Source organism: Pseudoalteromonas sp. Xi13 (genome assembly GCF_003952205.1).
Classification (GTDB): Bacteria; Pseudomonadota; Gammaproteobacteria; order Enterobacterales; family Alteromonadaceae; genus Pseudoalteromonas; species Pseudoalteromonas atlantica.
The window spans coordinates 1,752,971-1,767,048 of sequence record NZ_CP034439.1 but is presented as its reverse complement, the minus strand read 5'-3'; the positions used below and the strand labels follow the sequence as shown (position 1 = coordinate 1,767,048).

The 14,078-nt window shown below is 41.9% G+C and carries 9 protein-coding genes; 4 read left to right on the top strand and 5 right to left on the bottom strand.

Annotation, left to right across the window (positions count from 1 at the left end; all coding sequences use genetic code 11):
* The first annotated feature begins 1 nt into the window (after window position 1).
* From EJ103_RS07945 to EJ103_RS07935, 3 genes are all read left to right on the top strand, one after another.
* The gene (locus EJ103_RS07945) at window positions 2-934 is read left to right on the top strand and encodes a biotin-dependent carboxyltransferase family protein (protein ID WP_126006960.1); all 933 of its coding nucleotides are present in this window, start codon (window positions 2-4) and stop codon (window positions 932-934) included.
* Between the two features lie 438 nt (window positions 935-1,372).
* Window positions 1,373-3,046 carry an asparagine synthase B gene (gene asnB / locus EJ103_RS07940; protein ID WP_126006958.1) on the top strand — a complete coding sequence of 558 codons (1,674 nt, stop codon included), beginning with the start codon at window positions 1,373-1,375 and terminating at the stop codon, window positions 3,044-3,046.
* Window positions 3,030-3,869: a PhzF family phenazine biosynthesis protein gene (locus tag EJ103_RS07935; protein WP_126006956.1), complete on the top strand. Its 840-nt coding sequence runs from the start codon at window positions 3,030-3,032 to the stop codon at window positions 3,867-3,869. The genes asnB and EJ103_RS07935 overlap by 17 nt, the downstream gene beginning before the upstream one ends.
* A 4-nt stretch (window positions 3,870-3,873) precedes the next feature.
* Here EJ103_RS07935 and egtD read toward each other — a convergent pair whose 3' ends face one another.
* A complete protein-coding gene (gene egtD, locus EJ103_RS07930) occupies window positions 3,874-4,848 on the bottom strand; it encodes an L-histidine N(alpha)-methyltransferase (protein ID WP_096041797.1) in 975 nt (324 codons plus the stop codon).
* Complete coding sequence (gene egtB / locus EJ103_RS07925) at window positions 4,845-6,119, bottom strand: ergothioneine biosynthesis protein EgtB (protein ID WP_126006954.1); 1,275 nt, start codon at window positions 6,117-6,119, stop codon at window positions 4,845-4,847. Before egtB ends, egtD begins: the two co-directional genes overlap by 4 nt.
* Before the next feature lie 435 nt (window positions 6,120-6,554).
* Between egtB and EJ103_RS07920 the strand changes: the two genes are divergently transcribed.
* The gene (locus EJ103_RS07920) at window positions 6,555-8,135 is read left to right on the top strand and encodes a BCCT family transporter (RefSeq protein ID WP_004587884.1); all 1,581 of its coding nucleotides are present in this window, start codon (window positions 6,555-6,557) and stop codon (window positions 8,133-8,135) included.
* Window positions 8,136-8,255: 120 nt separating this feature from the next.
* Here EJ103_RS07920 and EJ103_RS07915 read toward each other — a convergent pair whose 3' ends face one another.
* The 3 genes from EJ103_RS07915 to EJ103_RS07905 form a co-directional block, all read right to left on the bottom strand.
* On the bottom strand, window positions 8,256-8,960 hold the full coding sequence (locus EJ103_RS07915) for a 3'-5' exonuclease (RefSeq protein ID WP_126006952.1): 705 nt from the start codon (window positions 8,958-8,960) through the stop codon (window positions 8,256-8,258).
* Window positions 8,961-8,963: 3 nt separating this feature from the next.
* Window positions 8,964-10,859 carry a DUF294 nucleotidyltransferase-like domain-containing protein gene (locus EJ103_RS07910; protein ID WP_126006950.1) on the bottom strand — a complete coding sequence of 632 codons (1,896 nt, stop codon included), beginning with the start codon at window positions 10,857-10,859 and terminating at the stop codon, window positions 8,964-8,966.
* Window positions 10,860-10,996: 137 nt separating this feature from the next.
* Complete coding sequence (locus tag EJ103_RS07905; protein WP_126006948.1) at window positions 10,997-14,077, bottom strand: efflux RND transporter permease subunit; 3,081 nt, start codon at window positions 14,075-14,077, stop codon at window positions 10,997-10,999.
* Between the last annotated feature and the right edge of the window lies 1 nt (window position 14,078).

Genomic DNA, 14,078 nt, shown 5'->3' with positions numbered 1-14,078 from the left:
AGTGATAAAAGTTCTTAAACCCGGCGTACAACTTACAATTCAAGATGGCGGGCGCTGCGGTTATCGTCATTTAGGTGTAAGCCAAGCGGGTTGTTTAGACCCTTACGCACAAATCATTGCCAATAAATTAGTCGGTAACAACGATAATGAAGCTGTCCTTGAGGTTACGTTAGGCCTGTGCGAGTTACAGTTTGAAACCGATACTATTATTGCCCTACAAGGTGCTGATTTAAACGCTGCGCTTGATGAAACGCCCTTGTACCCTGGCTGGAGTTACCAAGTAAGAGCCAAACAAACTTTAAGCTTTGATACAGGCCGCGCTGGTTTGCGTGCCTATGTAGCCGTACAAGGTGGTATTGATGTTAAAGATATCATGGGCTCAAAATCCACCGATTTAAACGCGCTCTTTGGTGGTTTAGCAGGTAAAGCACTTAGCGAGGGCGACATGATTCCTATTAAAACATCGCCCATGCCAATAACGCGCTTTATACAGCGCGGCGCTATTACCCCACCTAAACTAAAGGTGATTAGAGTACATGCAAGTCCACATGCACAACTTTTAGGTGATTCGCTACTTAAACAGTTTTTTTCAACGGCGTTTAAAGTAAGCCATAACAGTAACAGAATGGGCCTTAGGCTAACAAACGAAAGTCCCCTAACTCATAATCACTCACTTGCCTCTCTTGGTACAGGCCCAGGCTCTATTCAATTACCGCCCAGTGGTGAGCCTATTGTATTACTTAACGATGCACAAACAACCGGTGGCTACCCATTACTTGGCACGGTAATAGAGGCTGATTTACATCAATTTGCGCAATTTAGGCCCGGTGACTCAATTGAATTTAAGCAAGTAACCCATGAGCAAGCTAGCTTAGCAAAACAAAAGCTTAAAGGTCACTTACATCAGCTAAGCTTGGCGCTTAAATATAGTTAACTCTAAGGTGAGCTATAAACCTATTACAAGGAGCTAATAAAAGTACAAGCGGCGCTCTACTTAACTTGCAATAGGTAGGCGTAGATTGGTTAATTAAGCACATAAAATAAAAACACGCTAACGTAAAAAATTATAATAAGGCAATTTAAGCTCTGCTTTAATTTTCGCACATACTTGGTGCATTTGTGCAGTGTGCTTTTTTGCAAACACTGCGCTAAATGCCCTATTAACGACACTTTAAACACCAAAGGTGTTGTAAATATAACCGCACTTGTGCGCAGCGCACTACTTTGGTGCGCGCACTTTTCAGTTGGTGCATAAATTATTCTTAATTAATTGTAAAAGCAGTGTGACTTGAGTAATTATTTCTGATAAAACAAGGTTTCGCAGCACAGCAAAGTTGCCCTGCTGCACACATAATAGGAATGAGGAGTTACTATGTGTTCAATTTTTGGTGTATTAGATATTAAATCTAACGCCACTCAGTTGCGTACTCAAGCAATTGAAATGTCAAAACTACTAAGGCACCGTGGCCCAGATTGGTCTGGTGTGTATTCATCTGAAAAAGCAATTTTAGTGCACGAGCGCTTAGCCATTGTTGGTGTATCAAGCGGCGCACAACCATTATATAACCCTGAAAAAACAAATATTTTAGCGGTTAACGGCGAAATTTATAACCACAAAGAGCTGGCAGCAGAGTTAGAGGTTGATTTTGAATTTCAGACTCAATCAGACTGTGAAGTTATTTTAGCGTTATACAAACAAAAAGGGCCTGAGTTTTTAGATGACTTAAATGGTATATTTGCATTTTGTTTATACGATGAAGAAAACGATGCGTACTTAATTGGCCGCGATCACATTGGTATTATTCCGCTTTATACTGGCCACGATGAGCATGGTAATTTTTATGTAGCCTCAGAGCTTAAAGCGCTTTCACCAATTTGTAAGCACATTGAAGAATTTCCACCAGGGCATTACCTATACAGCAAAAATGGTGAACTAACGCCTTATTATAAGCGCGATTGGGAAACCTTTGATGCAGTTAAAGATAACAGCGCACAAGCGAAAGACGTAAAAGAAGCGCTAGAAAGCGCTGTAAAACGCCAGCTAATGTGTGATGTACCGTATGGCGTATTGCTATCGGGCGGTTTAGACTCGTCGGTTATTTCGGCTATTACGCAACGTTTTGCTGCTAAACGTATTGAAGATAACGATGAAAGCGACGCATGGTGGCCTAAGCTGCATTCTTTTTCTGTTGGGCTTGAGGGTTCACCTGATTTAGCCGCTGCGCAAAAAGTAGCGGATATGATTGGCACAGTACATCACCCTATTCACTTTACCATTCAAGAAGGTATTGATGCGCTTCGTGAGGTTATTTACCACATTGAAACGTACGATGTAACCACCATCCGTGCTTCAACGCCAATGTATTTAATGGCGCGCCAAATTAAAGCTATGGGTATTAAAATGGTATTATCGGGCGAAGGCGCTGATGAACTATTTGGTGGCTATTTATACTTCCATAAAGCACCAAACGCACAAGAGTTTCATGAAGAGCTAAACCGTAAAGTGTCAAAGCTGCATATGTTTGACTGTTTACGTGCCAATAAGTCAATGGCTGCATGGGGCGTAGAAGCACGCGTACCGTTTCTTGATAAAGAGTTTGTTGATGTGGCTATGCGTATCAACCCTGAAGCAAAAATGTGTAAAGATGGCAAAATTGAAAAGCACATTTTACGCGAAGGCTTCGATGGCTACCTGCCTGAAGAAGTACTGTGGCGTCAAAAAGAGCAATTCTCAGACGGTGTTGGCTACAGCTGGATAGACACGTTAAAAGAGTTTGTGAACGAGCAAGTAAGCGACCAAGAGCTTGCTAACGCTAAGTTTAAATACCCTATTAACACGCCAGATTCTAAAGAAGCGTATTACTATCGCTCTATTTTTGAATCACACTTCCCAGGTGATGCATCAGCTAAATGTGTACCGCATGGTAAGTCGGTTGCGTGTTCAACCCCTGAAGCACTTGCATGGGATGCATCATTTCAAAATAATGCTGATCCTTCAGGCCGTGCTGCTGGCGTTCACAACGACGCGTATGCAAGCAAAGGCTAAACGCGCCCTTTTATCGCAACGTAGGCTACAACAGCCTAGGTTGCGATATATAAAGTACCTTTATTCAGTTCCTGTATTTTCTAGTTCACAGCAAAACTTAGCCGGTTCAAGTGCGTTAATTGTTATTTATACGCAAGGGTTAAGTACGCGTGTAATGCAAAAAATTGCATCAAATTCGCAGCACCCTGCTAGCGTTTTTTTAAATGAAAGTGAAATTTCTCACCGTGTATGTAACATTCGCTGGTTTAACCAAACATCAGAAATTAAGCGCTGCGGCCATGGCACCCTTGCTGCTGCAAAATGTTTATTAGCACACTTTGGTTTTTGCCCTTCACACTTTATTTCAAACGATAAAGAACGGTTTAAAATCAAGCGAGCTACAGGCCGGGTACAACTTCAGCTAGCGGCTATTAATTCTAAAAAGAGTGATGAGGTTAACAGCCTTAGTGATGTGTTTTCGCACTCTATAAAAGCAACTTACTCAACAGCTTATAAAAATGGCTATACCGTTGTACTGTTTAAAAACATGGCTGATTTAAAGCATTTACAGATTAATTTTACACATTTAGTAAATGTGCATAACAATGCGGTAATTGCACTGCAAATACATAGTGTTAATAAAAACAGCGCAAGCGCATATTTTAGGTATTTTGCGCCGCAATTTGGGGTAAATGAAGATACGGCTACAGGCTCTGCCGTGTCGGTTATTGCGCCACTTATTTTTAGACTACATGGTTTAAATAAAGTAACCCTTTTGCAGCAGTCACCAAAGGGCGCGCTGCTAAACTATACGTTTAGCAGCAATCAGGTAGTTGTAAGTTAAGCTATTACATTGGCCTTAGTAGGCAAAGTGCAAAGTAGCTTTTCTCGTCTTGCCATGTTTGTTCAAGCGATAAATTAGCTTGAGCAGCAAGGTTTTTAAACGACTCAAGCGTATATTTGTGCGAGTTTTCAGTGTGAATGCTCTCTCCCGCTACAAAGTCTATTTGCTTATCGTTAATGACCACGCTTTGATTACATTTGCTCACTAAATGCATTTCAATGCGGCTATGCACTTCGTTAAATCGCGATTCGTGTTTAAAATTATCTAAAATAAACGTGCCATTTAATTCGTTATTTATACGCTGGAGCAAGTTTTTATTAAAAGCGGCGGTAATGCCGGCTTTGTCATCGTAAGCATCAAGTAACACTTGTCGCTCTTTTACTAAATCAATACCTATTAATACATAGCCATCAACACCGCATAAACGGTGGAAATTATTCATTATTTCAATGGCTTTTACTGGCGCAAAGTTACCCAGTGTAGAGCCTGGAAAATAAACTAAATTTGTTTGGCTGTCTAAGGCGGTGTCTTTTGTTAACTGCTTAACCATTTGGCTATGGGTAAAATCACCTAGCAATGGCGTAATGGCCAACTCCGGAAATAACGGTGATAAATGCGCTAACGAGTAATTAAGCATCTCTGATGATATTTCAAAAGGAACAAAGGTTTTCACATTGCTCATATGGGCGAGTAAATACGCGACCTTTTTACCCGAGCCACAGCCTGGCTCAATAATTGATAGGTTCTCAGGCAGTCTATTAGCGATAGCTTTTGAGTAATCTTCTAATATGGCAAGTTCAGTGCGGGTAACATAGTACTCTTGCAATGAGGTTATTTGCTCGAATAAAGCCGCCCCTTTATCATCGTAAAAATACTTACACGGCAGCGACTTTTGCTGTTGAGCAAGTCCATGTAATACATCATTTAAAAAGTCTAGATCGGTGATTGATTGCTGATTAATTGCTGTTACTTGGCTCATAGTATGTCCTTTGCTAGTCTAATGCCGCTGCACATCCACGCTTGGTGCGGATAAAAAAAGTTACGGTAGGTCTGTCTTAAATGATCTTTTGGGGTAAACACACACCCGCCACGCAAAACCATTTGGTTATTCATAAATTTACCATTGTATTCACCTGCGGCTCCGCTAAAGGGTTTAAAGCCTGGGTAAGGTAAATAGGCGCTATTAGTCCACTGCCAGCATGTATCGCTTAACTGCGAGATAACATCTGGGTTTTTACATACACTTGGCGTAAGCAAATCGTTGTGCTGTTGCTTAAGTGCTTGCTGCTGCGCTACATACTCCCATTCAAACTCAGTAGGTAGGCGCGCATTTACAAAATTAGCGTAAGCTGCCGCTTCAAAATAACTTACATGGCTCACTGGCGCATCTAAATTTAAAGGCTGAAGTCCGTAGAGGGTAAATTCAAACCACTGCCCGTCAATATACTGCCAGTATAAAGGGTGACTAAGTTGCTCGGTGTTTATATTAGCCCAGCCATCACTTAACCAAAATGAAGGGTTTTTATACCCGCCCGCCTCTATAAATTGTAAGTACTCTCTATTAGTCACTAATCGGTTAGCAAAACTAAACGCATGGATAAGGGCTTGATGTTTAGGTTGTTCGTTATCGTACGAAAAGCCGTTTTTAGCATCAACCCCTATATTGGTTATGCTTTGGCTAAATTCGGTATATTTTAAAGTGCCTAACGAATCACTCACCTTTATTAAGTCATTTAGGTTTTGGCTGTAGGCAGGAAAGCTTGGATTAACCGAAAAATTATATTTAATATCCATTAGCATGAGCTCTTGATGTTGCTGCTCATGATTCAGCCCAAGTTCTATAATATTACACAGTGTTTGGTTAGTGCCCAATTGAAGCAGCTCGTTTAGTGCATTATCAATATAGGCTCTGTAGCGCAACACCACCTCTAAACTGGGGCGAGATAAACATCCTCTATTAGCGCGCTTAAATTGCTCACCTATGCCGTTATAGTAGGAGTTAAAAAGCACCTTAAATTGTTCATCAAAGAGCGTGTAGTTAGGCAGATACTTAGAAAGTAAAAATGTTTCAAAAAACCACGTGGTGTGAGCTAAGTGCCATTTCATTGGGCTTGCATCATCCATTGCTTGTAGTTGGCAATCTTCTGCGCTGAGGTTTTTTATAAGTGTGAGACTATGTTGGCGAATTGACTGAAATTGAGCGTGTATTTTTTCAGTACTGTGCGCTTCATTCGTTTTCGTGTTTAGCATATTAAAGTTAGTCCTTTTCACTCTTTGCGATTAAATAAAGCCTACCCCAGATTTTACCTTTATGCATGTTACATAATGATTAAATCAAACCCTCTACCCATTTAAAACGTAGACTAATGTATTAACGACTAAACGAGTTTGGTGGCGCTGCTTTAATTTTAGTTTAATAACAAACTAATTTTTAACACTCACTGAATTAACAATAGCTTATCTTTTTAGTGATAAATAGCTTTTAGCGCTAAGTAATCAGGCATATATAACCAAATAGTTTTACATTTACGATTTAACTCATACACTATTAAGGGTATGATCAGCGATTAATTTAGTTAGTCCTCAAATAAGTTTTATTGTAAATAATGCAACTTACTTTGTGGCTAATTAACTTAGTGTTATGCCGGAACTCTCTGGCTTGTTAGGACAACATAAGAGGTATTCATGAGCGAAAATCATGACAAGTATAGTATTGATAATACGGACTACACCGTAGGTCAAGATAACGTGCAAAAATGGGGATTTGATATACATAATCCTGTTTTTGGTATTAGTGCCGGTTTGATTGTCATCTTTTTAGTCGCCATTCTCGTTTCGGATGCGCAAACAGCCAAAGCAACGCTTGATGGTATTAAGCTCGATATAATAAATAACTTTGATGCGTTTTTTATGTGGGCAGCAAACTTCTTTGTTATATTTTGTTTGGCATTAATTGTATCGCCCTATGGTAATATTCGCTTAGGCGGAGAAGGTGCTAAACCAACGCACTCGCGTATGTCATGGCTTGCCATGTTATTTGCCGCTGGTATGGGTATTGGGTTAATGTTTTGGGGTGTTGCAGAGCCTGTAGCTTACTTTACTGGCTGGTACGAAACCCCACTTAATGTAACCGCAAATACCCCAGAGGCTGCAAAAGTGGCAATGGGTGCAACCATGTTTCACTGGGGTCTTCACCCGTGGGCTATTTATGCCGTTGTAGCGCTCTCACTTGCGTTTTTTACTTATAATAAAGGTCTTCCTTTATCAATCCGTTCAATTTTTTATCCACTATTAGGCGACAGAGCTTGGGGTTGGCCTGGTCATATTATTGATATTCTTGCCGTGCTTGCCACTTTATTTGGCCTAGCAACCTCGTTAGGTTTAGGCGCGCAGCAGGCTTCTGCAGGTATTAATCATGTATTTGGAACTGATGGCGGCGTAGGCGCACAATTATTGGTTATTATTGGCGTTACCTTACTGGCTATTATCTCAGTAGTACGCGGCATTGATGGCGGCGTAAAGGTCCTTAGTAATATAAACATGCTTATTGCATTTGCCTTACTTCTGTTTGTTGGTTTAGTTGGCTTTGCTGTGGCAATCGGTAACGTACCAAATACGGTTATGGGTTATGTTGAAAATATTATTCCACTGAGCAACCCACATGGCCGTGAAGACGAAACATGGATGCACGGTTGGACTGTATTTTACTGGGCATGGTGGATTTCGTGGTCACCGTTTGTAGGTATGTTTATTGCGCGTGTTTCTCGTGGTCGTACAATTAGAGAGTTTTTAATCGCTGTATTATTAATTCCTACTGCGGTTACTATTTTATGGATGTCTATTTACGGCGGCATTGCAATAGACCAAGTTGTTCAAGGTGTAGGTAGCTTAGGCGTAAACGGTTTAACCGATGTACCTATGGCGATGTTCCAAATGCTAGACGAACTACCTATGTCGAGCGTGCTTTCGTTCCTTGCTGTTGTTTTAGTATTAGTGTTTTTCATTACCTCTTCTGACTCGGGTTCATTAGTTATCGACTCAATTACAGCAGGCGGTAAAGTGGATGCGCCAGTACCACAACGCATCTTTTGGGCTACGGTTGAAGGCTCTATTGCTGCTGCTCTATTATGGATTGGCGGTACAGAGGCGATTCAAGCATTACAAGCGGGGGCTGTTTCAACAGGTCTTCCGTTTACTTTAGTGTTACTACTAATGTGTGTAAGCCTATTATTAGGATTACGTACTGAGCCTCGCGCTGTTAAATAATTAGTCGCTTGCCAGTAAACAAAAAAACGCCGCATAATATGCGGCGTTTTTATTAGCTAAGCTAAACTTTGGTTAATAAGTTTAAACCTGTATTGCACTCGCTAAAATTTAAAAATAGATTTAACTTAGTAATTCAGCCAATGGCGTATCATCGCGGTAATGGTATTGCAGCTGTGCCATTAACAGCTCTGCTGTGGCTAATGCATCAGTTAGCGCATTGTGATTATGATAGGCAGGTAAAGAGTATCGACTGCGGCAATCTGTGAGTCTAAGTGAGCCTACCTTTTGATTAAACAAACGCCCTATTAAGCCTTGGCGGGCGCGCAACGCTCGTTGCTCAATTTCCATGGTATCGACTAATGCAAACTGGATCCCTTCGTTAATTCTCGTAAGTAATGCATTGTTTAAAAAGTGCCGCTCTATCGCTGCATAATGCACCACCACCACTTTACCACTAAGTGCATTAAGTAGCGGCCCTAGTCGAGAGGTTAAATCGGGAGCATCATCCACTTCTGAATGCGTAATACCATGAATAACAATCGACTCCTCGCTTAAGCTTTTACGAGGCTGTACTACCCAATGCTTAGCATGTGTGCAATATACTCTTTGCATTGTAAAGGGGACTAAGCCAATACTGACTATATCGTCCACCTCACTATTTAGACCGGTTGTCTCAAAATCAAGAGCCACAAACGAAATGTCTTTAATGGGCGTGTGCGTATCACCATAAGCGTGCTGATAAAACGCTTTTAAATGCTCATTTTTAGCGTTGTTAGCCAGTGATTTATAGTGAGCCTGCCAGTCAAAATATGATTGCTTAGCCATTCGCTACTTAACACCCGCATTGGCTGAGTAACTAAACTTTAAGTAGCTTTGTGCTTTTTCGAGTATGGCAAACGCTTCTTTTAAATTGCGTTGCTCAAACGGCGAAAGCAAATGCGGGTCTATGTCGTTATCGGGCTCTTCTTCTTGCTCTATTTGCCATGCTTGATGACGAATTCGCATCATGGCAATGTATTCTAGCGCATCACGTAAATCCTGTGCTTTACCCTCAGGTAACAGGCGCGATTCAATAATATCTTCAAGGCGTTCAAACGAATTTTGCTTACGAGAGCCTATCGCCAGTGCATGCACTCTTATCACATCAGAAAGCGGCGCGGTGCCTCTGCGTTTTAAGTTCATTGAGCGCTTATGCTGGCCGTTATGTTCAAGCACAAAGCCTTTAAAAAACCCAAGTGGCGGTGTGCGGTTTCGGGCATTGGCAGCCATATTTGCTAAAAACACCCGGTTTTGTTTACTTTGCTTAGCAATAAAAATTTTAAGCTCGTCAGCCCATTTTGTTTTACCCCACACCCCATCTAAATCAAAGAATATTGAGCTATTAAGCAGTGCTTGTGGTTTAGGTAAGGCTATCCACTGTGAGAATTGATCAAACCATTGCGAGCGTGTTTTACGCCATTTTTTGAACGAGGCCATTATCTCGCCGCTACAATAGGTATAACCACATTGCGCTAAGCCATCACACACAAAATCAGAAATATTTTGAAAGTACTCGTTGTGTTTTTCATCATCGTAATTGTCATCCAAAATAAGCGCGTTATCTTGATCTGTTACAATAAGTTGTTCATCTCGCGCCATAGAGCCTAACGCTATAAAACAGTAAGGTACTGGCGGCGGGCCATATTTTTCTTCAGCCAGTACTAATAAGCGCTGTTTAAAAGTACGCCCTATTACCGCCATTGCCGTACCAATCATATGTGAATTAGCATCTTCGTTTACCATACGTACAAATACATTGGGCAGCTGGCGCGCGTAATGTGCTAAATCTTCAATGGTTTGCTGCGCTAAAATACCGCGCACCAAGAGTAAACTACTTTGCGACTCGTACCTTAAAATATCGGATAGTGAAATAACCCCAATAGGTCGGCGCTTTTGTACCACAGGTAAGTGGTGCAAGTTGTCGCGCAGCATGGCAAGGACGGCTTCAAATACATAAGCATTTGAATCAAGCAGTACAAGATTAGTCGACATAATTTTATCTGCGGTAACATCAAGCCCTAGGCCTTCGGCTACCACTTTTGTACGTATATCGCGGTCGGTAATAATGCCTACAATTTGCCCATCGTCTTCTTCTGGGTCGTCGCTTATTGGTTTGTCTAAATCGGTAACTAACACAGAAGATACCGCTTCTTCTGTCATTACTTTAGCAACATCTTGTATGGTGGTTTGCGTACTTAGCGTTACCACATCGCGGTGAATGAGCGACTTAACTTTGGCGGTTGTTAAATCGTTGCTGTCGGCTTGCTCAACTAACGCTTGGCGAAGGCGTACATTGCCATCGGCTTCAAAATAATCAGCAAAGCCGTCAAACTCGTCACAAAAACGGTTAAACAGCGTAAAGTTAATACAGTACACTAGGGTGTCTTCGAGCGCCTTTGCAGGAAAGCGCACTTTACGATTCATCAATAAGCCCATTTGGCCAAAAATACCGCCCACATCTAAGCGGTTATAAAGCTCGTTATTACGACGATAAATTTCCACAGAGCCACTGCGAATTATAAATAAATCAGCGATGTCTTGGCCTAACGTTAAAATATCAGTTTGCGAGCGGTAGTAAGCTACCTCAACTTGTTGCGCAAGCTCGTTTAAAGCGTTTTTCGGTAAGTCATCAAATGGCGGGTGCTGCGCTAAAAACTGCGCAATTTCAACTTGTTCGGCTTGCATTGGGGATTCCTTGTGGCCACACAAAAAGGCATGTATATGCTTAAGTGGCTATCTTAACAAACAAGTAGTGCCAATCAAGCCATAACCATGCCCAGTACACTTTTAATTTAAAAACGTTGCTGGGCATGGCTTTAAGGTTAGTCTATTTTTTCAAGCTCTTGTGCGAGCTGCTTAGATTCATCCCCCCTTGGCGTGGTAAAGCGTGCTAAGCCCAAGTAAATTACCGGAGTAAGATAAAGCGTAAACAACACCGCAAGTGCTAAGCCGCCAAACACCACCCAGCCAATTGCATTTCGGGCTTCAGCCCCTGCGCCTGTAGAGAGAATTAACGGCAATGCTCCAAGTAGAGTAGATATAAGGGTCATCGTAATTGGGCGTAAACGTACCAACGCAGCTTGCTCGACGGCTTTTCTGACCGTTAAACCTTGATCGCGTAATTGGTCTGCAAATTCAACAAGCAAAATTGCGTTTTTAGCGATTAAGCCTATCAGCATCACTAAACCAATTTGAGAGTAAATATTTAACGACGTGCCGGTTAAATAAAGCGCTAATATGGCCGAGGTAATACCAAAGGGAACGGTTATCATAACCACAATGGCACTATTTACATTTTCAAATTGAGCAGCCAATACTAAAAATACAATTAAAAAAGCAAGTACATAAGTTACAAGTACTTCACTGGATGTTTCTTCATACGTTAGCGCTTCGCCTTTAAACGCAAGTGCAATACCTGGCTCTAACGATTGCTCAGACACCGTTTTTATTTGCTCTACTAAAGCGGCAATGGTTAACGATTCTGGCAACTCCATGCTGAGCTCTATTGAGCGGCGCTGGGCATGACGCTCAAGCTCTGCAGCCACGCCTTCTTCAGAAATATAGGCCACACTACTTAATGGTACTAAACTGCCATTACCCGCTCTGATATATAAATTAGCCAAATCACTTGGACTGTTTATGGTTTGGTTTTGCGCTTGTAGCATAATTGGCACAGACTGATCGCCAATGTTTAAATCTTCTACGTCGTCGCCATTTATTGCTGCGCGCAAGGTAATGGCAATGTCGTCTAGCGATACACCGAGCTCTTGTGCACGGCGTCTGTCTATATTTACTCTAAGTTGTGGTTGCGATGGCTGATACGAAATACGCACAGGTGCCACCTCAGGAACGGCTTTTTCTAATGCCGCAGAAAACTGCTGAGCCGCTTTAAATATTTGCAAATAATCTTGCCCAAGCAACGCTATTTCAACGCCTCCCCCTTGACCACGTAGATTTAAACTATTAGCCCCACCTGGGTAAGCCGGTGCTCCTGGAATATCGCCAAGTGGCTGGCGTATCTTATTAATAATTTCCTGTTGGCTAAAATGGCGCTCATCCCAATGCTTTAATGGCACAGTAATAAACACAATATTAGGGTCCCATTGGCCTACCACAGTATAAATAGACTCAATTTCGCCGCTATCGACAAACGGAAGTAAAATATCTTCCATTTTTATCGCTTGCCTATCCATAAAGTTTAGCCCTACACCATCTGGGCCACGTGCAAATATACGAATTTTCCCTCGGTCTTCTGTGGGCAAAAGCTCACTGTCTAAACTGGCGTACAACGCTCCGGATCCTGCTGCAACCAATAAACAGAGCGCAAACGTAAGCCACGCATGGTTAAGCACTTTATGAATTGTTTTTGTATAAATACCACCCAACCAATGGCCTAGTTTAGCAAATGGGTGAAAACCGCCGTGCTTTAACTTTAATTTGGAGGTAAGAGCAGGCACTAATGAAAGTGCCACAAAGCTTGATATAATTACCGCACCGGCAAGTACTCCACCAAACTCTCTAAATAAGCGACCGGCAGTAGAAGGTAAAAACGCAATAGGTATAAATACAGCAGCAAGTACAGCCGTGGTTGCTACAACAGCAAAAAATACCTCGCGCGTGCCTATTACAGCAGCTGCCCGACGCCCTAAACCTAGCCCCCGCTGGCGCTGAATATTTTCACTTACTACTATGGCATCATCAACAATTAAGCCAGTGGCTAATACAAGCGCCAACAAGGTTAAAATATTTATTGAAAAACCCAGTGCCCATATAAGTGCTAAAGAACCTATTAAGGCAACAGGAATAGCAAAAGCAGGCACTAAAGTGGCGCGCCAAGAGCCAATAAATACCCACAAAGTCACAACCACTAACAATACTGTAAGTAATAAAGAGTAAATTACTTCATCTACTGAGCTTCTTATAAATTGTGCGTCATCGGAGGTAAGTGTAAATTCCATTTCTGGAAAGCGTGTTTGCATACTTGTAATAAGCTTGAGCACTTCATCTGATATTTCAATTGTATTTGATTGTGCTTGTCGAATAATTTCCATACCAATAACGGGCTTACCATTTAGCCTTACCATAGAGCGCGGATCGGCAGGGCCAAAATACACAGCCGCAATATCACTAATTCGGGTATCGCCTTGTATTATGATATCGCCAACTTGCTCTGGAGTAATAGAGGTTGCATCGGCACGTACAATAATTTGCTGATCGTTTGACTTTAAACTCCCTGCTGGCACATCAAACGGCGCTTGGCTAAGCACTTGTGCTACATCGGGCACTGTTAAATTAAAGCTACTTAGTTTTAGCGGGTCTATTCGTACTCTTAATACGCGTTCTCTATCTCCGTTTAAGCGAACATCTGCGACACCTGGAATAGTTAAAAATTGCGGCGCTAAGTCAACATTTACCCGCTCGGTAAGTGCTTCAAGCGATAAACTTTCACTTGAAACAGTCAGAGATACAACTGCTTCGGCGTCGTTGTCGGCCTTAATGATAGAAACACGCTCTACTTCCTCTGGAAGGTCTCGCTCTACACGTGCAACAGACTCACGCGTTTCATTCGCGGCGTCATCTAAATTTATGCCTGGTCTAAATTCGACCACAATACGTGCATTTCCCTCTTCACTTTGTGCGCGTATCGATTTAACGCCACTTACACGCGCTACTGCGCCTTCTAATTTGCTGGTTACTTCGGTATCAACGGTCTCAGGCGAGCCACCAGGAAATGGCGCCGAAACCGTAATACGTGGTCTATCTACATCAGGAAGCTCTCTTACTTCAACACCCGCAATAGCGGCAATACCTGCAATAATAATTAATAAGTTAAGCACCACAATAAGTACTGGGCGGCGAATCGCCATTGAGGGTAAGTCTTGCATCATAGGTTGCTGTTTCATA